This is a genomic window from Micromonospora sp. NPDC005413 (assembly GCF_040606435.1).
In the GTDB taxonomy this organism is placed as follows: Bacteria; Actinomycetota; Actinomycetes; order Mycobacteriales; family Micromonosporaceae; genus Micromonospora.
Genome location: NZ_JBEXEV010000017.1, coordinates 29,354 through 49,429, shown reverse-complemented (window position 1 = coordinate 49,429; position 20,076 = coordinate 29,354). Strand labels below are relative to the sequence as shown.

Annotated in this window: 17 protein-coding genes and 1 pseudogene; 12 read left to right on the top strand and 6 right to left on the bottom strand. The window is 71.4% G+C overall.

All coding sequences use genetic code 11. From position 1 onward, the window contains the following. Window positions 1-3: 3 nt before the first annotated feature. From ABZS37_RS19050 to polA, 3 genes are all read left to right on the top strand, one after another. Window positions 4-981, top strand: coding sequence for an amino acid ABC transporter permease (locus tag ABZS37_RS19050; protein ID WP_355170591.1), 978 nt, complete (start codon window positions 4-6; stop codon window positions 979-981). Between the two features lie 56 nt (window positions 982-1,037). After that, complete coding sequence (locus tag ABZS37_RS19045; RefSeq protein ID WP_355170693.1) at window positions 1,038-1,790, top strand: amino acid ABC transporter ATP-binding protein; 753 nt, start codon at window positions 1,038-1,040, stop codon at window positions 1,788-1,790. An 87-nt stretch (window positions 1,791-1,877) separates the two neighbouring features. After that, complete coding sequence (polA, locus tag ABZS37_RS19040; protein ID WP_355170589.1) at window positions 1,878-4,577, top strand: DNA polymerase I; 2,700 nt, start codon at window positions 1,878-1,880, stop codon at window positions 4,575-4,577. A 282-nt stretch (window positions 4,578-4,859) separates the two neighbouring features. On the opposite strand, the pseudogene ABZS37_RS19035 reads toward polA, so the two are convergent. The 4 genes and pseudogenes from ABZS37_RS19035 to ABZS37_RS19020 form a co-directional block, all read right to left on the bottom strand. Next, window positions 4,860-5,207 (bottom strand): annotated as a pseudogene (locus ABZS37_RS19035) (DUF3140 domain-containing protein); the annotation flags it as partial. After that, window positions 5,194-5,415: a DUF2945 domain-containing protein gene (locus ABZS37_RS19030; RefSeq protein WP_355170587.1), complete on the bottom strand. Its 222-nt coding sequence runs from the start codon at window positions 5,413-5,415 to the stop codon at window positions 5,194-5,196. The pseudogene ABZS37_RS19035 and the gene ABZS37_RS19030, both read right to left, overlap by 14 nt. Before the next feature lie 52 nt (window positions 5,416-5,467). Continuing rightward, window positions 5,468-6,070 carry a Uma2 family endonuclease gene (locus ABZS37_RS19025; RefSeq protein ID WP_355170585.1) on the bottom strand — a complete coding sequence of 201 codons (603 nt, stop codon included), beginning with the start codon at window positions 6,068-6,070 and terminating at the stop codon, window positions 5,468-5,470. Window positions 6,071-6,126: 56 nt separating this feature from the next. Beyond that, complete coding sequence (locus ABZS37_RS19020; protein WP_355170583.1) at window positions 6,127-6,933, bottom strand: class I SAM-dependent methyltransferase; 807 nt, start codon at window positions 6,931-6,933, stop codon at window positions 6,127-6,129. A 301-nt stretch (window positions 6,934-7,234) separates the two neighbouring features. Here ABZS37_RS19020 and rpsA point away from each other — a divergent pair, with 301 nt between their 5' ends. Both rpsA and coaE read left to right on the top strand, forming a co-directional pair. Beyond that, a complete protein-coding gene (gene rpsA, locus ABZS37_RS19015) occupies window positions 7,235-8,842 on the top strand; it encodes a 30S ribosomal protein S1 (RefSeq protein WP_355170581.1) in 1,608 nt (535 codons plus the stop codon). A 484-nt stretch (window positions 8,843-9,326) separates the two neighbouring features. Continuing rightward, window positions 9,327-10,508, top strand: a complete 1,182-nt coding sequence (coaE, locus tag ABZS37_RS19010) for a dephospho-CoA kinase (RefSeq protein ID WP_355170579.1) — start codon at window positions 9,327-9,329, stop codon at window positions 10,506-10,508. A 41-nt stretch (window positions 10,509-10,549) separates the two neighbouring features. Here coaE and ABZS37_RS19005 read toward each other — a convergent pair whose 3' ends face one another. Next, the gene (locus tag ABZS37_RS19005) at window positions 10,550-11,992 is read right to left on the bottom strand and encodes a hypothetical protein (RefSeq protein ID WP_355170577.1); all 1,443 of its coding nucleotides are present in this window, start codon (window positions 11,990-11,992) and stop codon (window positions 10,550-10,552) included. 145 nt (window positions 11,993-12,137) lie between these two features. Here ABZS37_RS19005 and ABZS37_RS19000 point away from each other — a divergent pair, with 145 nt between their 5' ends. The 5 genes from ABZS37_RS19000 (at window position 12,138) to ABZS37_RS18980 (ending at window position 17,497) form a co-directional block, all read left to right on the top strand. Further along, window positions 12,138-12,680 carry a hypothetical protein gene (locus tag ABZS37_RS19000; RefSeq protein ID WP_355170575.1) on the top strand — a complete coding sequence of 181 codons (543 nt, stop codon included), beginning with the start codon at window positions 12,138-12,140 and terminating at the stop codon, window positions 12,678-12,680. A gap of 97 nt (window positions 12,681-12,777) precedes the next feature. Further along, entirely contained in the window at window positions 12,778-14,883 is a 2,106-nt protein-coding gene (gene uvrB / locus ABZS37_RS18995) for an excinuclease ABC subunit UvrB (RefSeq protein ID WP_355170573.1), read from the top strand. A gap of 82 nt (window positions 14,884-14,965) precedes the next feature. Then, window positions 14,966-15,895: a helix-turn-helix domain-containing protein gene (locus tag ABZS37_RS18990; protein WP_355170571.1), complete on the top strand. Its 930-nt coding sequence runs from the start codon at window positions 14,966-14,968 to the stop codon at window positions 15,893-15,895. A gap of 82 nt (window positions 15,896-15,977) precedes the next feature. Further along, window positions 15,978-16,346, top strand: a complete 369-nt coding sequence (locus ABZS37_RS18985; RefSeq protein WP_355170569.1) for a VOC family protein — start codon at window positions 15,978-15,980, stop codon at window positions 16,344-16,346. 293 nt (window positions 16,347-16,639) lie between these two features. Next, window positions 16,640-17,497, top strand: coding sequence for a helix-turn-helix transcriptional regulator (locus tag ABZS37_RS18980; RefSeq protein ID WP_355170567.1), 858 nt, complete (start codon window positions 16,640-16,642; stop codon window positions 17,495-17,497). Between the two features lie 131 nt (window positions 17,498-17,628). Here ABZS37_RS18980 and ABZS37_RS18975 read toward each other — a convergent pair whose 3' ends face one another. After that, on the bottom strand, window positions 17,629-17,922 hold the full coding sequence (locus tag ABZS37_RS18975) for an antibiotic biosynthesis monooxygenase family protein (protein WP_354994743.1): 294 nt from the start codon (window positions 17,920-17,922) through the stop codon (window positions 17,629-17,631). Window positions 17,923-18,003: 81 nt separating this feature from the next. On the opposite strand from ABZS37_RS18975, the gene pnuC reads away from it, so the two are divergent. Together pnuC and ABZS37_RS18965 are read left to right on the top strand one after the other, a co-directional pair. After that, window positions 18,004-18,660: a nicotinamide riboside transporter PnuC gene (gene pnuC / locus ABZS37_RS18970; RefSeq protein WP_355170565.1), complete on the top strand. Its 657-nt coding sequence runs from the start codon at window positions 18,004-18,006 to the stop codon at window positions 18,658-18,660. Between the two features lie 74 nt (window positions 18,661-18,734). Beyond that, a complete protein-coding gene (locus ABZS37_RS18965) occupies window positions 18,735-19,781 on the top strand; it encodes an AAA family ATPase (protein WP_355170564.1) in 1,047 nt (348 codons plus the stop codon). The last annotated feature ends 295 nt before the right edge of the window (window positions 19,782-20,076 follow it).

Sequence of the window (20,076 nt, the reverse complement as noted above, 5' to 3'; positions counted from 1 at the left end):
CGCATGTCGTCGGAAACGGACACAACCGAGCGGGCACGGCCGGAACCCATCCAGGCCGTGCCCGTCCGGCATCCCGGGCGTTGGGTCGCGGTTGCCGTGATCGGGGTGCTGGTGGCCATGTTCGTCCACCTGCTGGTGACGAACAAGGCGTTCAACTGGTCGTTCATGGTCGACGAGATGTTCCGACCGCCGATCATGGAGGGACTGCGCGGCACGCTCGCGCTGACCGTGCTGGCGATGCTGATCGGCGTCACTCTCGGCGTCGTCATCGCCATCATGCGGCTGTCGGAGAACCCGATCCTGCGCGGCGTCTCCTGGGCGTACACCTGGTTCTTCCGGGCGGTGCCCCGGCTGGTGCTGGCGATCCTCTTCGGCAACCTCGGCATCCTCTGGGCCCGGATCGAGTTCGGTCTCCCGTTCGACCGGCAACTCGGCGCGCTCTTCGGCGTCGACAACTTCGAGGCACGTCTCTTCGGCTTCTCCGCGCTGGAGATCCTCACTGGGTTCGTCGCCGGCATGCTGGCGCTCGGGCTCTCCGAGGCGGCGTACATGGCCGAGATCGTCCGGGCCGGAATCCAGTCTGTAGACGAGGGGCAGACCGAGGCGGCGCAGGCGCTGGGCCTGAGCCGTACCCAGATCCTGCGTCGCATCGTGCTGCCGCAGGCGATGCGGGTGATCATCCCGCCGACCGGCAACGAGACCATCGCGATGCTCAAGGACACCTCGCTGGTGGCCTTCGTGCCGGTCTCCACCGAGCTGTTCTTCCAGCTCAAGGCCGTGGGTAACCGGACCTTCCAGGTCTTCCCGATGTACGTGGCGGCGTGCCTGTGGTATCTGCTGCTGACCAGCGTGCTGCTCGTCGGGCAGTACTACCTGGAGCGGCACTTCTCCAGGGGGTTCGGCAGGAGCGCCCAAGCGAAGATCAGACTGCGCGGGATCGCCGCGGAGACCGGCGGTAGCGTGAGCGAGGCGGGTCGGTGATGACTCAGGTGACGACATCGGCGGGGGCCGCGGGGACGACGACCGGCGACGGCGTGATGGTCCGGGCCGAGCAGGTGCACAAGTCGTTCGGGTCGATCGAGGTGCTCAAGGGCATCGACCTGGAGGTCCGCAGCGGCGAGGTCTGCTGTCTGCTCGGGCCCTCCGGCTCGGGCAAGTCGACGTTCCTGCGCTGCATCAACCACCTGGAGAAGATCGACGCCGGACGGATCCGGGTGGACGGCGACCTGATCGGCTACCGGGAGCGCGGCGGCAAGCTGCACGAGATGCGGGAGAAGGAGATCGCCGCCCAGCGCCGCGCGATCGGCATGGTGTTCCAGCGGTTCAACCTCTTTCCGCACATGACCGCCCTGCAGAACGTCGCCGAGGCACCGGTGCTGCTGGGCCGGGAGCGCAAGGCCGCCGCCCGGGACCGGGCCGCCGCGCTGCTCCAGCGGGTCGGACTCGGCGACAAGCTGAGCAGCTACCCCGGGCAGCTCTCCGGTGGGCAACAGCAGCGGGTGGCGATCGCCCGGGCGTTGGCGATGCAGCCGAAGCTGATGCTCTTCGACGAGCCCACCAGCGCGCTGGACCCGGAGTTGGTCGGCGAGGTGCTCGACGTGATGAAGGACCTGGCCCGCGATGGCATGACGATGATCGTGGTGACCCATGAGATCGGGTTCGCCCGGGAGGTCGGCGATTCGCTGATCTTCATGGACGACGGGGTGGTGGTCGAGTCCGGCGCGCCGCGCGAGGTGATCGCCAACCCCCGGCACGACCGGACGAAGGCGTTCCTGGCCAAGGTGCTCTGAGCCGTACCCGGCGCGGTCGTACGACGGCCGCGCCGGGTGCCGTGCCGGTGTCCCGGTCTGTCGTAGCGGCGGGCTAGAGTCGCTGCCGTGACAGCTACGACGCCGCGCCTGCTCCTCGTCGACGGACATTCCATGGCATACCGGGCGTTCTTCGCCCTGCCTGTGGAAAACTTCTCCACCACGACGGGTCAGCCGACCAACGCGGTGTATGGCTTCACCTCGATGCTGATCAACGTGTTGCGCGACGAGCAGCCCACCCACATCGTCGTGGCCTTCGACGTCTCCCGCCACTCCTTCCGCACCGACAGGTACGCGGAGTACAAGGCCGGCCGCAGCGAGACCCCGACCGACTTCAAGGGCCAGGTCAGCCTGGTCAAGGAGGTCCTGGCCGCGCTGCAGATCCCGGTGGTGGAGATGCCGGGCTACGAGGCCGACGACGTCATCGCCACGCTCGCCTGCCAGGCTCGCGACCAGGGCATGACGGTGCTGATCAGCAGCGGTGACCGGGATGCGTTCCAACTGGTCGACGACCAGGTCACCGTTCTCTATCCGCGCAAGGGCGTCTCCGATCTGGCCCGGATGGACCCGGCGGCGATCGAGGCGAAGTATGGCGTCGGGCCGCAGCAGTATCGGGACCTGGCCGCACTGGTCGGCGAGACCAGTGACAACCTGCCCGGCATCCCGGGCGTCGGTCCGAAGACCGCAGCCAAGTGGATCACCATGTACGGCGGTGTGGAGGGCGTGATCGCCCGCGCCGACGAGATCAAGGGCAAGGCCGGCGACAGCCTGCGCGAACGGCTCGCCGACGTGATCCGCAACTACGAGATCAACCGCCTCGTCTCCGACCTGGAGCTGCCGCTGCGCCCGGAGGACACCCGGTGGACCGGTTGGGACCGGGAGGCGGTGCACCAGGTCTTCGACACCCTGGAGTTCCGCATCCTGCGCGACCGTCTCTATCAATACCTGGAGGCGGTCGAGCCAGAGGCCGAGTCCGGTTTCGACCTCACCGGCGAGGTGCTCACCGAGCCCGGCGCGCTGGCGGGCTGGCTGACCACGCACGCCCCGACCGGCACCCCGGTCGGGTTGGCGGTCAAGCTCGACACCGGCCCGAACCGCCGGCACACCGCCTCGATCACCGGTCTGGCGCTGGCCACCGCTGGCGGTGCCGCGGCCTGGGTCGACCCGGCAGGGCTCGACCCGACCGACGAAGGCGCCCTGGCCGGCTGGTTGGCCGACGCCCAGCGCCCCAAGGTGCTGCACGACAGCAAACCGGCCGTGCTGTCCTGCGCCGCGCACGGCTGGCAGCTCACCGGCATCGTCCGTGACACCCAGATCGCCGCGTACCTGGCCCGCCCCGACCAGCGGTCCTACGATCTGACCGACCTCGCGCTGCGCTACCTGCACCGGGAGCTGCGGGTGGACGTCCCGGAGTCCGGCCAGCTCACCCTCGACGGGTTGGGCGACGAGGGCGTGGTCGAGCAGAACCTGATGCTCCAGGCCCGGGCGACCCTCGACCTGGCCGACGCGATCGACGCTGAGCTGTCCCGCGACGGCGAGCAGTCCGCCCGGCTGATGGCCGGGGTGGAGCTGCCGCTGATGCGGGTGCTGGCCGGCATGGAGAGCACCGGCATCGCCGCCGACACGGATTATCTGTCCGAGTTGGAGGCGCACTTCGCCGCCGAGGTGAAGGCCGCCGCGCAGGGCGCGTACGAGGCGGTGGGTCGGGAGTTCAACCTCGGCTCGCCCAAGCAGTTGCAGGAGATCCTCTTCACCGAGTTGGGCCTGCCGAAGACCAAGAAGATCAAGACGGGTTACACCACCGACGCCGACGCCCTGCAGTGGCTCTACGCGCAGAACCCGCACCCCGTGCTGGCCCACCTGCTGCGCCACCGGGACGTGGCCAAGCTCAAGTCGACAGTGGACGGTCTGCTCAAGTCGGTCTCCGACGACGGCCGGATCCACACCACCTTCAACCAGACGGTGGCGGCCACCGGCCGGCTCTCCTCCACGGAGCCCAACCTGCAGAACATCCCGATCCGCACCGAGGAGGGCCGGCGCATCCGTCGGGCCTTCGTGGTGGGGGAGGGCTACGAGTGCCTGCTCACCGCCGACTACAGCCAGATCGAGATGCGCATCATGGCGCACCTGTCGTCGGACGACGCGCTGATCGACGCCTTCAACTCCGGCGCCGACTTCCACGCCACCACCGCCTCGTCGGTCTTCGGGGTGCCGCTCGACGAGGTCACCCCCGACCAGCGCCGCAAGATCAAGGCCATGAACTACGGCCTGGCGTACGGGTTGAGCGCGTTCGGCCTGTCCCAGCAGCTCAGCATCGGCACCGACGAGGCGCGCGGGCTGATGGAAAACTACTTCGCCGGCTTCGGCGGGGTGCGCGACTACCTGCAGCAGGTGGTCGCCCGGGCACGCCAGGACGGCTACACCTCGACCATCCTGGGTCGCCGCCGCTACCTGCCCGACCTGGTCAGCGACAACCGGCAGCGCCGCGACATCGCCGAGCGGATGGCGCTCAACGCCCCGATCCAGGGCTCCGCTGCCGACATCATCAAGGTGGCGATGCTGCACGTCGACACCGCGCTCGGCGAGGCCGCTCTCCGGTCGCGGATGCTGTTGCAGGTGCACGACGAACTGGTCTTCGAGGTCGCCCCCGGTGAGCGGGAAGCGTTGGAGGCACTGGTCCGGCGGGAGATGGGCGGGGCGTATCCGCTGTCGGTGCCGTTGGAGGTGTCGGTCGGCGAAGGGCGGGACTGGAACAGCGCTGATCACTGATTTTCTTGTTGCGGTGGGGGTTCCGGGGCAGCCCGACCCGCTCCGGGCGGTCAGGCTTGATCTCTGCGCGGGTCGGGCTGCCCCGGAACCCTGACGAGGTTGCCGTGATCGGTGCTGTTCGGCGTTGGTCATCAGAGTGCTGGGCTGGCGACTCACCTGTTGTGAGCGCTATGACTCAGAGGCATATTTATACCGTTGAGTCATAACGCTCGTCGGGGTGTCGATCCGGGTGGACCTCACGCTCCGTGTCGCCCCCTGCGACGGGGCCGGCCTGGCCGGCTACTTCAGGGGGTCGTGGCCCCAGTTCATGAGGGACCAGCGCCATTTGGTGTCGCGGACGTTGCCGGACGGGCGTTGCGCCATGTGTCGGCGGACGTAGCCGATCACCTTGCGCATGTGCTTGTAGTCGCCCTCGGACAGGTCGCCGCGCTTACGACGCAACAGGTTGACGATCTTCCGGCCGGAGTCGTGCCCAACGGACTCGCCGCCACCGGACTGGCCGCCCTTGTGCCAACCGACCTGCTTCGACTCGTCGGTCTCCAGCCAGCCGGACAACTCGCCGGGCTTCATGTTCACCGCCTCGGTGAACTCCCGGTAGGTGTCGCGGCCCTGGTCGTCAGCCTTGCTCATGGCGCAGCACCTCGGGTCGGTGGGCCACGTCACGGCCCGAGTCGTCGTTGCGGATCCGGTACTGCGGGTCGTCGTCGGTCGCGTTCACGGGGTGCCCGCGTACGTGCGTCCGATCGGTCAGCTTTTCCTTGACCACGCCGTACGCCCGGCCGCTGTGACTGGCCCAGGAGACGTGGTCGCCGTCGCGGAATTCCCTCTGCTCGGCCATACGCTCCGGCTACCCGGCACCGCAGGGGTGAAACAGCAGCCGAAGCGGCCGACTACGGCGTGATCTCGGCGATCGGAAGTTTGATCTCGAACGGTTCGGTCAGCTCGATCACGTCGGCACCGTCGGTGATCAGCTCGTACTGCCGCTCACCGCCGGGCCCGACCCGGTCGCCGATCCGGTACGCGTAGACGTGCACCGGGTCCTGTTCGATCCGCCAGTAGAACGGGATGCCGGCGGCGGCGTACTCGCCGGGTTTGGCGAACCGGTCGATCCGCCGGGTGCCCGGCGAGACGATCTCCACGGCGAGGACGACATCTGCCGGCCTCAGCATGGACCGATTGGACGGCACCTCGGCGCGGTACAGCAGGACGTCCGGCTGGCGGCTCGTGTTGAAGCCGAGCCCGACACCGACGGCCTGGGCGACCCGCAGGTCTCCTGGCGCGTGGGAGTGTAGCCACAGACGTACCAGGAACGAGATGTCCTGATGGCCCAGGGTGGGGGAGGGTGTCACCTGGATGACTCCGTCGACGAGTTCGACGCGGGGGGCGTCGTCCGGCAGGGCGAGCAGGTCCTCCAGCGTGTAGTCGGCACGCTGCTGCCGCGTCGGGTCCGGACACCAGGGGCCAGGTGATGTCGGGATGGGCTCCGCGCTCATGGGCCGAGCCTACCGGCGATCGATGGGACAAAGGTCGGACCGCGGGTGCGACGCGCTCAGTCGGCGGGCTTCTCGGTGACGAAGATGGCGGTGCCGGGGAAGAGCCGACCCCGTAGCGGGCTCCACTGCCCCCAGATCCCCTCGTGTCCCTTTGGCCACTCCGGCTCCACCAGGTCCAGCAGCCGGAACCCGGCACCGACCAGCTCGCGGATCCGGTCGCCGAGCGTGCGGTGCTGCTCAAGGTACGTGGCCGCGCCGGATTCGTCCTGTTCCACGTAGGGGGAGCGGTCGAAGTACGAGTGCACGGCGGTCAGTCCGCCCTCGCCCGGGTCGTCGAGGAAGATCCAGCGCATCGGGTGGGTCACCGAGAACACCCACCGCCCCCCGGGGCGCAGCACACGATGCACCTCGGCGAGCAGGGCCGCCGAGTCGTCCACGAACGGGATCGCGCCGAAGGCGGTGCAGGCGACGTCGAACGACCGGTCGGCGAACGGCAGGGCCAGCGCGTCGGCCTGCACCAGCGGTACGCGTACCCCGGTGCGGTCGGCAGCCTCGGCGGCGTGCCGCAACATGCCGGCGGACAGGTCGAAGGCGACCGGCCAGGCGCCCTGGGTCGCCAGCCAGCGGGCGGCCGCCGCCGCGCCGCCGCCCACCTCCAGCACCCGCCTCCCGGGAAGGTCACCGAGCAGCCGGGCGTCGGCCTCGCGCAGCCCCTCCGGGCACCAGACGAAGTCCACGTCCCCCAGGAACGCGCCGTGCTCAGCCTGGTAGTCGTCGGCGTCGGTGTCCCACCAGCCGCGGTTGGCCCGCCGGGCCTCGGCGTCACCCACCCGGCGCCGGGTGACCCGGCTGTCGTCATCCACGCGCTCACGCTAGGCCCCGCGACGGCTCCTGGGGGCGGTGGGCGGGGCCGACCCGCCGACCCACTCGCACCGCCGGCCGGGCCACCTGGTCCGTGGTGCTCCTGGGACCGCTGTGACGCAGGAGACAGCAGGGGTGGTTTCCGGGCGATTGTTCGGCTTTCGCAGGTCATCGCACGAAGAGAAGCCGGGAGGCCTTGCACGCTGTGGTAATGCGCACGGTAGGCTAGACGATGCGCTCGCGGATCGTGTGTCTCGGCAGGGAGCAGGTGCGCGGTCGACGGAGTCACATCATGATCCCACTGTGATCGTTCGGTGTGCCCGGCGACGGATCCGCTGGCGCGAACAGGTCACTGCGACACCAGCCTGCTGTGACAACCCACCGACCGGAGCAACCGCCCACATGACGAGCAGCATCGAGGCCCCCTCGAGCGCCACCCGGGTCACCCACGACGATCTCGGTTCCGAGGAGGCATTCCTCGCCGCGATCGACGAGACCATCAAGTACTTCAACGACGGCGACATTGTCGAAGGCACCGTCGTCAAGGTCGATCGGGACGAGGTCCTGCTCGACATCGGCTACAAGACCGAGGGTGTCATCCCCTCTCGTGAGTTGTCGATCAAGCACGATGTGGACCCCGCCGAGGTTGTGACGGTTGGTGACCACATCGAGGCCCTGGTCCTCCAGAAGGAGGACAAGGAGGGTCGTCTGATCCTCTCCAAGAAGCGGGCACAGTACGAGCGGGCCTGGGGCACGATCGAGAAGATCAAGGACGAGGACGGCGTCGTCCGCGGTTCGGTCATCGAGGTGGTCAAGGGCGGCCTCATCCTCGACATCGGGCTGCGCGGCTTCCTGCCCGCGTCCCTGGTCGAGATGCGGCGCGTGCGCGACCTGCAGCCGTATGTCGGGCGGGAGCTCGAGGCCAAGATCATCGAGCTGGACAAGAACCGCAACAACGTGGTTCTGTCCCGCCGGGCCTGGCTGGAGCAGACGCAGTCTGAGGTGCGCACCGAGTTCCTCAACAAGCTGCAGAAGGGCCAGGTCCGCAAGGGCGTCGTGTCCTCGATCGTCAACTTCGGCGCATTCGTGGACCTCGGCGGCGTCGACGGTCTGGTGCACGTCTCCGAGCTGTCCTGGAAGCACATCGACCACCCGTCCGAGGTCGTCGAGGTGGGCCAGGAGGTCGAGGTCGAGGTCCTGGACGTCGACCTGGACCGCGAGCGGGTCTCGCTGTCGCTGAAGGCGACCCAGGAAGACCCGTGGCGGCAGTTCGCCCGCACCCACGCGATCCAGCAGATCGTGCCGGGTAAGGTCACCAAGCTGGTGCCGTTCGGTGCGTTCGTCCGGGTGGACGACGGCATCGAGGGCCTGGTCCACATCTCCGAGCTGGCCGAGCGCCACGTGGAGATCCCGGAGCAGGTCGTCCAGGTCGGCTCCGAGGTCATGGTCAAGGTCATCGACATCGACCTGGAGCGCCGCCGGATCTCGCTGTCGCTCAAGCAGGCCAACGAGGGCTTCGTCGAGGGCGAGGAGCACTTCGACCCGACCCTCTACGGCATGGCCGCGACGTACGACACCGAGGGCAACTACATTTACCCGGACGGCTTCGACCCGGAGACGGGCGAGTGGCTCGAGGGGTACGACAAGCAGCGCGAGACCTGGGAGAGCCAGTACGCCGAGGCTCGTCTGCGCTGGGAGGCCCACACCAAGCAGGTGCAGACCTCTCGGGCTGCCGACGCCGAGGCCGCTGCCAACCCGACTCCGGCCGTCCCGGCCGCTGGCGGCGGTGGCGGTGGCACCACCTCTTCGTCCAGCCCGGCCCCGAGCCGGCAGGCCGAGGAGCCGGCCGGCACCCTGGCCACCGACGAGGCGCTCGCCGCACTGCGGGAGAAGCTCGCCGGCGGTAAGTGACCCGCTGAACGACGACAGGCCCCGTCCCCGCGATCTCCGGATCGTTGGGGGCGGGGCCTTCGCCGTACTCCGGCGGGCTGCGGCCAGCGCGCCGTGCGCGGAGGCCGGCTGACTCCGGCGGGCTGCGGCCAGCGCGCCGTGCGCGGAGGCCGGCTGACTCCGGCGGGCTGCGGCCAGCGCGCCACGTGCGGAGGCCGGCTGATTGCAAGATCGCGCTCGATCCAGGATGTAGGGGCCTCCGTGCCGCCAGAACACCACTACATCCTGGATCGAGCACGATCTTGCGGGGTCGGGGTCGGGGTCGGGGTCGGGGCCGCGCCGGGCCGCGCCGGGCCGGGCCGGGCCGGGCCGGGCCGCGTCGGGTCGGGCCGGGCCGGGCCGGGCCGCGTCGGGTCGGGCCGCGTCGGGTCGGGTCGGGCCGGGTGATCTTGCTGGGTTGTCGGTGGGTTTGGCGGCCGGGCTCGTGATCCGGTTGACTGGTCGGGTGCTGAGGGTGGGGTTGACCGGCGGGATCGGGTCGGGCAAGAGCGCGGTGGCCGCGCGGCTCGTCGAGCGGGGCGCGGTGCTCATCGACGCCGACCGGGTGGCCCGGGAGGTCGTGGCGCCGGGCACGGAAGGACTGGCCGAGATCGTTGCCGCCTTCTCCGACGCGGTGCTGGATGCCGATGGCGCGCTGGACCGTGCCGCACTGGGCGCGGTGGTGTTCGCCGACGAGACCGCCCGTCGTCGGCTGGAGGCGATCACCCATCCCCGGATTCGGGCCCGCACCGCAGAGCTGGCCGCCGCGGCGGCACCCGACGCGATCGTCGTCAACGACGTACCGCTGCTGGTCGAGGTGGGTCTCGCGCCCACGTACCACCTCGTGATCGTGGTGCAGACGGCCGTGACGACGCGACTGGAACGGCTGGCGCGCGACCGGGGGATGGGTCTCGCGGAGGCCGAGCGGCGAATCGCCGCCCAGGCCGACGACGCCCGTCGCCGGGCGGCTGCGGACGTGGTGCTGACCAACGACGGGAGCCTGGCGGCGCTGCATGACGCCGTGGACGCGCTCTGGTGGCAGCGGCTGCTGCCCTACGAGAACAACCTGCGCGAGCGGCGGGCGGTCCCGCCGGGTCGGGTGGACCTGGCGGGGAGCGACGCGAGTTGGCCCGAGCAGTACGCGCGGCTGGCCGCCCGGATCCGGCACGCGCTCGGCTCGGACGACCTGCGGATCGACCACATCGGCTCGACCGCGGTGCCCGGCCTCGCCGCCCGGGACGTCATCGACGTCCAGGTGGCCGTGCCCAGCCTCGCCGACGCCGACGGGGCGCTGGCCGACCGGTTGGCGAACGCCGGTTTCCCGCGGGTGCCGGGGCAGTGGTGGGACGATCCGCGCCCGGCCGGCAGTGGTCGGTGGGAGAAGCGGCTGCACGGCAACGCGGACCCGGGCCGCCCGGTGCGCCTGCACGTGCGGGCGGCGGGCTCCCCGGGCTGGCGGTACGCGCTGCTGATGCGCGACCACCTGCGTGCCGACCCGGATCAGCGGGCCGCGTACCTGCTGCTCAAGCGGGACCTGGTCGACGCGGCGCCGGAGGCGGGCGACTCCGGCACGGCCGGCCACCCGTGGTTCGACGAGGAGTACCTGCGGGCCGAGCGGTGGGCCGCACAGGCCGACTGGCGGCCCTGAGGGTCACGGGTCAGCGGGCGCGGGGCCGAGGAGTCGGCGGGTCAGCGGGCGCCGGGCCGAGGGGTCGGCGGCCGAGGCTTGGCGGCCGGGCGGGGAATCGGGGCCAGCCGAGGCACCACGGCGGGGTTGAGATCCAGTTGGGCCCACGCGCTGGCGCCGGTGTACAGCTCCAGCCGGCGTAGCGACCCGTCCCGGTCGATCCAGTAGCGCAGCCGCGCGTCGGCCGGGCCCGACTCGACGACGTCCACGGTCCGCCCGACGACGACGTCCTCGCGTACCCGCACCGCCGCACCGTTCGGCCCGACCGACCCGGCGGCCACCGCGGCGTCAACGAGCAGGCTCAGGTCGTCCCCGCCGGATCGGGAGACCCGCCACGTCCCGGCCGGAGGCGGCAGCGGTGGCCGGCCCGGCGCCTCCGCGGTGCCACCACCAGCAGGGACCGCCGGCAGGTCCGCCCGGGCCAGACCGACGCTGTCGCGCCGCAGCAGGGTCCGCCGATCCGGTACGCCCAGATCGGCAACCGCGAGGTACGCGGTACGCGCGGTCCAGCTCACCCAGCCGGCGCCCCGCAGGTTCGTTTCCGTGCCTACCGGCGCGGTCAGCGTCACCGTGGCACCACCCTGGGCGCGTAGCCGGGCCGGTAGCCGGTCCAGCCGGCGCTGCTCGGCGTTGGTCAACGCGCGGGGCAGGCCGGGCCGGCCGCCGAGCGCGTCCACCGGCCGCAGTGTCGGCCGGTCGGCCCGGTTGAGAATCATCGTGACCGGGCCGACGCCGGGCAACCGCGTCACCAGCTTGTGCAGCCGGGCGTCCTGGTCGAGCCAGTACCGGGTCTGCGTGTCCGGATCGGTGCCCGCCGACCCGGCGTCCGGCACGGGCGCCACGGTGCCCGGTGCCGTGCTACCCGGTGCTGCGCTGGTGGCGGGTGCTGTCCGGGCGGGCAGTGGCGCCTGGAGGACGTCCACCGGGCCGCCCGCCATGGTGTCCCGGGAGATCCACCGCGCGTCGCCGCCAGGCACCGTCCGGGTCGGGTCCGGGCGGTCGGCGGCGATGCCGAGGAGCAGATCGAGCACCGGTGCGAGGTTTGCCCCGGATGTCAGGCGGTGCAGCCGCCAACGGTCCGTCGGAGGCACCAGTGGCGGGGCGGCGGGGGTGGGCACCGCCGCCGGGTCAGGCCGGATCACCAGCACCGGGCCGCTTCTCTGCAACAGCCCGCGCTCAGCACCCGCGCCGGGCCCGCCCACGTCGACGTAGAGCAGTGACCGAGACCAGTCGACCCAGCCCACCAGCTCGATTCGGGCGGCGTCGGTGCCGGCCGTGACGCGGACTCCGGTGCGCAGGTCCCGCAGGTTGGTGACCCGCATGGCGGCCAGCCGCTCGCCCTCCGCGAGGGTCAGCGGCCGGGCCGGCTCGGGCGGATCGGGTGCCCAGCTCAACAGCCCGAGCACCAACGCCGTCGCGGACGTCGCCGCGGTCAGAGCGAGCAACAGCAGCACCGTACGTCGGCGACGGCTGGCCGGTGCCGGACCGGCGGTGCCCGCCGTTCGGGAGGCGGGGTCTGCGGTGTCGTCGAGGCGGCTGGTCGTCCCGATTTCCTCGGGCCCCCTACCGGTGGCGGCTCGGCGGGCGTCGGTGGGCCGCCCGGTCGTGGACCCGCTGCCGGTGTCGGTGGTCGGGGTGGCCTCGGAGGCGCTGGCCGAGCCGGTGCGGTGCCGCCCGGTGCCTGGCCGCCCGGTGGTGGGGGTGCTGGGTCGCCCGGTGGTGGGGGTGCTGGGTCGCCCGGTGGTGGGGGTGCTGGGCCGCCCGGTGGTGGGGGTGCTGGGCCGCCCGGTGGTGGGGGTGCTGGGTCGCCCGGTGGTGGGGGTGCTGGGCCGCCCGGTGGTGGGGGTGCTGGGTCGCCCGGCGGCGGTGCCGTCCGGCCGGGGCGTGCCTCTGGGCGTGGTGTCAGGTTCCGGGGTCGGGGAGGTGTCCACGGAGGTGAAACGGGCGGGGAGGCGCTGGGGTGACGAGCAGGGGCGCTCGCGGCGGCCGGTCTGCGCCTCGAGCGCGACCACACGGGTGCGCACGCCGGGCGAGCCGGGTGCTGCGACCGCAGTGCCGGGGGCGGCCGGCCGTGATGACGGCCTGGCCACCGGCCCGGTCGGCCGCCGCGAGCGGCCTACATGGAGAGGGTAGTCCCGGTGACATGCGCCACACAATGGGAATATTGAAGCTGATCACGTACCTGGCGTGACGGCCGTTCCTGTCGGACCTCCGGCGTACCGTTGAGGTCATGGCGCTCGACATTCCTCGGCTCGACGGCCGCTTCCAGGTCGTCAGTGACTTTCAGCCGGCCGGCGACCAGCCGGCCGCCATCGACGATCTGGAGCGTCGGGTTCGGCGCGGCGACCGCAACACCGTGCTGCTCGGCGCGACCGGCACCGGCAAGAGCGCCACCACCGCGTGGCTGATCGAGCGGCTGCAGCGCCCGACCCTGGTGCTCGCCCCGAACAAGACGCTCTGCGCGCAGTTGGCCAAGGAATTCAGCGAGCTGATGCCGGACATCGCCGTCGAATACTTCGTCTCGTACTACGACTATTACCAGCCCGAGGCATACATTCCGCAGACCGACACCTACATCGAGAAGGACTCCTCGATCAACGAGGAGGTCGAGCGGCTGCGGCACTCGGCGACGATGTCGCTGCTCACCCGCCGCGACGTGGTCGTGGTGGCCACCGTGTCGGCGATCTACGGCCTGGGCACCCCCGAGGAATACCTCGACCGGGCGATCCGGGTCGGCGTCGGCCAGGAGGTCGACCGCGACCAGTTGCTGCGGCGGCTGGTCGACATCCGCTACACCCGCAACGACATGGCCTTCCAGCGGGGCACCTTCCGGGTCCGCGGCGACACGCTGGAGATCATCCCGGCGTACGAGGAGCTGGCGGTCCGCATCGAGCTGTTCGGTGACGAGGTGGAGAAGCTCTACTACCTCAACCCGTTGACCGGTGACGTGGTCCGCGAGGTCGACCAGCTGGTGATCTTCCCGGCCACGCACTACGCGGCCGGTCCGGAGCGGATGGAGCGGGCGATCCGTGACATCGAGGCGGAGCTGGCCGAGCGGCTCGCCGAGCTGGAGCGGCAGGGCAAGCTGCTGGAGGCGCAGCGGCTGCGGATGCGCACCACCTACGACATCGAGATGATGCGGCAGGTGGGCTTCTGCTCCGGCATCGAGAACTACTCGATGCACATGGACGGGCGGCTGCCCGGCAGCCCGCCGCACTGCCTGCTCGACTACTTCCCCGACGACTTCCTCACCGTGGTCGACGAGTCGCACGTGACGATCCCGCAGATCGGCGGCATGTACGAGGGCGACGCGTCCCGCAAGCGGATGTTGATCGACCACGGCTTCCGGCTGCCCAGCGCGGCCGACAACCGGCCGCTGCGCTTCGACGAGTTCCTGGAGCGGGTCGGCCAGATGGTGTTCCTCTCCGCGACCCCCGGTCCGTGGGAGATGGGCCAGGCCCAGGGCGAGTTCGTCGAGCAGGTCATCCGCCCTACCGGCCTGATCGACCCCGAGGTCGTGATCAAGCCGACCAAGGGTCAGATCGACGACCTGATGCACGAGATCAAGCTGCGCACCGAGCGGGACGAGCGGGTGCTGGTCACCACCCTGACCAAGAAGATGGCCGAGGACCTGTCCGACTACCTCCTGGAGAACGGCATCCGGGTGCGCTACCTGCACTCGGAGGTCGACACGCTGCGCCGGGTGGAGCTGCTGAGCGAGTTGCGCAAGGGCGACTACGACGTGCTGGTCGGCATCAACCTGCTCCGCGAAGGTCTGGACCTTCCCGAGGTGTCGCTGGTGGCGATCCTCGACGCTGACAAGGAGGGCTTCCTGCGCAGCGGCCGGTCGCTGATCCAGACGATCGGGCGGGCCGCCCGTAACGTCTCCGGTCAGGTGCACATGTATGCCGACAAGATCACCCCCTCGATGGCGAACGCCATCGACGAGACCGATCGGCGCCGGGCCAAGCAGATCGCGCACAACGAGGCGCACGGGATCAGCCCGGAGCCGCTGCGTAAGAAGATCCACGACATCCTGGACGACATCTACCGCGAGGCGGAGGACACCGAGAACTCCCGGGTCGGCGGTGCGGTGCGTCAGCTCTCCCGGGGCAAGGCACCGGTCAAGGAGACCCGCAGCCGGAGCCGGGCCTCCGCCACCACCTCGCGAGAGGGGATGGCCCGCGCCGACCTCGCCCAGCTCATCCAGGAGCTCAACGACCAGATGCTGGCCGCGGCCCGCGAGCTGCAGTTCGAGCTGGCTGCCCGGATCCGCGACGAGGTCTCCGACCTGAAGAAGGAGCTGCGCGGCATGGACGCCGCCGGCGTGAAGTGACGACCACCCGGTAGGCCACGACCAGCGCTGGGCTGGGGCGCGGTCGGCCGGGGCGCGCGAAGGGCGGGCGGGGTTGACGGCGGTGGCACCGGTCGACGAGATGGTCCTCGGGCTTCCCGACGTCCGCCTCCGTCCGTTCGTCGACCGGTACGTCGGCTACCGGGAACGGGCGGACACACCGCTGGTCCGCCGGGAGTCGGCGGGCGTCTTCGTGGTGCTGATCCTGGGTTGGGGCGCGCCGCTGGACGTGACCGACCCGCGCAGCGCGGAGCGCGGCGTCCAGAGGGTCGACTCGTTCGTGGCCGGCACCTTCGACGGCTGGTGCACCACCCGCACGGTGGGTGTGGGGGAGGGCGTCGAGTTGCTGCTCGCGCCACTGACCGCTCGCCGACTCCTCGGTCTGCCGCTGAGCGAGCTGACCAACCGGGCCGTCGGGGTCGGGCAGTTCCCGGGCCGTTGGCTGGATCGGCTGCGCGTCCGGCTCGCCGAGGCGGCGGGCTGGCCGGAGCGGTTCGCCCTGCTCGACAGGATGCTCGCCGCTCGGCTGGCGGCGTCCCCGCCGGTGGACGCCCGGCTCGACTGGGCGTGGCAATGGCTCGTCGCCAGCGGTGGGCAGGGGAGTGTCGGTGTGCTCGCCGACGAGCTGGGCTGGAGTCGGCGGCACCTCGCGTCCCGGTTCCGGCAGGAGGTCGGGCTGCCGCCCAAGATGGCCGCCCGGTTGCTGCGCTTCCACCACGCGTGCGCGGCGCTGACCGACGTCGGCGCGACCATCGGACCGAGCGCCAAGGGCGGGCCGAGCGCCATGGGCGGGCCGGGTGCCGGGCCGCCGGCCGGGTCCGGGCAGTCCGAGGCCGGTGAGGACCCGGCCAGCGCGGGACGGATCGTCGACTGGGCCGCGGTGGCGGCTCGATGCGGTTACTACGACCAGTCTCACCTGATCCGGGACTTCCACCAGTTCGCGGGGGCCACTCCGGCCGCGCTGCTGGCCGCCCGGTCGACGATGGCGGGCTGACACCACCACGCAGTCGAGGGGCGACCCGCCGAGGTCACATTCGTCCAATCCGGATCCGGGCCGCCGGCGGCAGAATCGGGTCATGCGAACCGTCTATCCGATCCTCCGTTACCCCGATCCCCGCTCCGCGATCGACTGGCTCTGCGCCGCCTTCGGCTTCCAGGTGCACGAGGTGCACGAGGCGCCGGACGGCACGATCGCGCACGCCGAACTCGTCCTCGACACCGGCATGATCATGTTGGGCGGTCGGGCCGACGCGACGCCTCGGCCGGCCGACGACGCCTGGTCGGTCTACGTGGCGGTGCCGGACGTCGACGCCCACTGCGCCCAGGCCCGCGCGGCCGGCGCCGAGATCACACGCGAGCCGTTCGACACCGACTACGGCTCCCGTGACTACGCCGCCCGCGACCTGGCCGGCACCGTCTGGTCCTTCGGCACCTACCGCCCCTGACCGAGCCGTACCGGCACCGTACTGAGGCCCTGTCGGGCACGAAAGTCAGGCCCGTGCCGGCCACGGGAGTCGGGCCGTGCCGGGCACGGGAGGCGGGCCGTGCCGGGCACGGGACTCACGCCGCGCGGGCATGGGACTCACGCCGTGCCGGCACCCGCCGCCGACGTGCGGAAACAGCAGGTACGGGCCGGTCCGACCGGTCGACAGCGCGGATGGGACCTGATTGCGGTGCGCGAGCAATCTATTGCACTGGGTGATCGTCCTGCGTACTCTCCCTCGATGGGGAGGCCGGGATGCCGCTGCCAACAAGTCCTGTCATTCGACGTGCACGTCTCGGCGCAGAGTTGCGCCAGCTACGCCGGCGCGAGGCGCTGACCCTGGAGCAGGTCTGCGACCGGCTGGGCTGGGCCTCGACGTCGAAGCTGTCCCGCATCGAGCTGGGCCAGAGCCGCCCGGACCTCGCCGATGTGCTGGATCTGCTGGACATCTACAAGGTGCCGACACCGGCCCGTGACGCGCTGATCGTGATCGCCCGGGACGCGGCGACCAGCCGAGGCTGGTGGAAGACGCTGGGCGACATGAGCGAGCGGCAACGCACCTACGCCGAGTTGGAGGCGGGCGCCGCCGACATCGTCGAATACCAACCGGCGATCGTGCCGGGGCTGCTCCAGACACCCGCGTACGCCCGGTTGCTGGTCGCGGCCGGCGCCCAGCTCACACCGGAGGTCGATGTGGAGGCCGAGGTGCGCGCCCGGGCGTTGCGGCAGGAGGTGCTGCGCCGGGCGTACCCGCCGCGTTACACGGCGGTGCTCGCCGAGGCGGTCTGCGACCCGGGTGACCTGCCGGTAGCGGTCTGGCGTGAACAGCTGCGGCACCTGGTCGCCGTGACCGGGCTGTCCCATGTCACGGTGCGGCTGCTGCCACGCGGGGTGGCCGGCGGCGGGCTGCACCCGCTCACGCCGTACTCCTGCTATGCCTTTCCCGACCCCGCGGACCCGCGGACGGTGATGCTCGAGGCGTTGACCACCGACGTCCGGTTGGCCACCGTGCTCGACGTCGACCGCTACGAGCGGATGACCGAGGCGCTGCTCGCGGCCGCGTTGTCACCGGAGGAGACGGTCACCCTGCTGGCCCGCCGCGTCGGCGAGTGAGGGCCGCGCCGGGCCGATGACGCCCAGGGTGACGCGCCGCGCGGCCACCGGGCCCGGCGCCCCCGAGCCCGTCGGGACCGGCGGCCGTCGCGTGCGCAGGGCACGATAACCGCGGGGTACGACAACTCCACTCAGGCCGGTACGTCGAGGAAGTGCTCGACCACGGGCGGCCCGGCGAAGTGCGGCCCGATCAATGCCCGCCACTGCTCGAACCGCTCGGTGGCCCGGAAGTTCTCCTCGTGCGCCTCGACCGAGTCCCATTCGACCAGCAGCACGAAGCGGGTCGGAGACTCGATCCCCCGGGTCATCCGTACGGACCGGCAGCCGGGCGTCCCGGCGAGCACCGGGTGACCCTCGGCGTACGCGGCGGCGAACGCGTCCTCGTGTCCGGGTAGTACGTCGATCAGCGCGACCTCAAGCACCATGTCGAAAGCCTCCCACGGAGGGCGGGGCCGACGGTGTCGCGGGGTCTGTTCCGGTGTCGGCGGTGCCCCTAGGGTGGCGTCGTGATCATTGATTGGCTCACCGGCACCGCGTTCCGGGTGGCCGGTACGGGCACCACCTGGGCCGAGCTGCTGGGGTTCGCGACCGGCGTGCTCAACGTGTGGCTGGTGGCCCGGCAGAAGATCGCCAACTGGCCGATCGGCATCGCCAACGTGCTGCTGCTCATGCTGCTGTTCTGGACCGCCGGGCTGTATGCCGACGCGGGGCTCCAGGTCGTCTACGTCGTGCTCGGCTGCTATGGCTGGTGGCACTGGCTGTTCGGTGGCGAACGACGGAGCCGACTCACGGTGAGCCGGACCGGGCGACGGGAGTGGCTGGCGCTGGCCGTCGTCGGGGTGGTGCTCACCGGCGCGCTGTGGGTCCTGCTGGACCGGGCCACCGACTCGACCGTGCCGCTGCCGGATGCGCTGACCACGGTGCTGTCCCTGCTGGCCACGTACGGGCAGACCCGCAAGCGGGTGGAGAGCTGGTGGCTCTGGATCGCCGCCGACCTGATCTACATCCCGTTGTACGCGTACAAGGGGCTGCACCTGACCGCCGTCCTCTATCTGGTCTTCCTCGCCCTGTGCGTGCTCGGGCTGCGCGCCTGGCGGGCCGACCTGCGTCGGGTCGCCCGGCCGACGCCCGTCCCACCCGGCCCGGCCCCGGTCACCGCGTGAGCGCCGGGGCGCCGGGCCGTGCGCCGACATCGTGCCAGCCGGCGCGGGCGGGTGCCCCTGAGTTCGGGCACGGGATGGTGGTGGGGAAGTTCTACCCGCCACACGCCGGGCACCACGCGCTGATCGCGGCCGCTGCCGCTCGCTGTTCCACGGTCACCGTCGTCGTGGCGCCCTCGCGCCGGGAGTCCGTCCCGCTCACGCTGCGGCTGGATTGGCTGCGGGAGGTGCATGCGGACACGCCGTGGGTCCGCTTCGTCGGCCGGTACGACGACCACCCGGTGGACTACGCCGACCCGGCCGTCTGGGACGCGCACTGCGCGGTGTTCCGCGAGGCGGTCGGGCCGGGGCAGGTGGACGTGGTCTTCTCCTCCGAGGCGTACGGCGCCGAGCTGGCTCGCCGCTTCGACGCCGTACCCGTGTCGGTGGATCCGGATCGGCGGACCGTGCCGGTGTCCGGCACGGCCGTCCGCGCGGACCCGGCGGGTCACTGGCGGTGGCTGAGCCCGCCGGTGCGCGCCTGGTTCGTCCGGCGGGTGGTGGTGGTCGGCGCCGAATCGACCGGCACCACCACGATGGCCGCGGCGCTCGCGGCGCACTACGGCACGCCGTGGGTGCCGGAGTACGGCCGGGAGTTGACCGCCCGCAAGCTGGCCCGGTTGCGGGAACGGTTACCGGAGGCGACCGTCTTCGACGTCACCTGGGACCGGGACGACTTCCGCGCTGTGGTCCGCGAGCAGCAGGTGGCCGAGGACGCGGCGGCTCGGCTGAGCGGGCCGCTGCTGGTCTGCGACACCGACGCGCGGGCCACCGCGGTGTGGGAGGAGCGCTACCTCGGCAGCGTGTCGCCGGAGGTACGGGCGGCGGCCCGCCGGCCGGCGTTGTATCTGCTGACCGACCACCGGGACGTGCCCTTCAGTGATGACGGGCTGCGCGACGGCGAGCACCTGCGGGGTTGGATGACCGAGCGGTTCCGCACCGAACTGGCCGGGTGCGGGGTGCCGGTGGTGGAGCTGCCCGGGTCACACGCCGAGCGGTTGGCCCGGGCGGTGCGGGCCTGCGACGCCCTGCTCGCCGCCGGCTGGTCGCTGGCCGACCCGATCGCCGCACCCGGCTCGCACTAGCCTCCTAGGACGGCTTAGCGGGTGTGGCGCGCGCGGTATTTCCCGCCGACGAGTGGCCGGCCCCACCGGCCGCCCCGGGTGTGATCACGGGGCGTGGTGGGCAACAATGGTCACCGAGGAGGGGAGTATTCCCCCGCAACGGAGTCGTCAGCACGGTCGATCGCCGGAACCACGGCGGCCCGACCCGGCCCCGTAGGTCGCCGTCCCGTTCACGGGCGGCGGCGGAAGAGACCTCCGACAGTCACCAGAGTGAGCGACAGTGTCACGCCGAGCCCTTTCGGGGGCGTACGGTGTG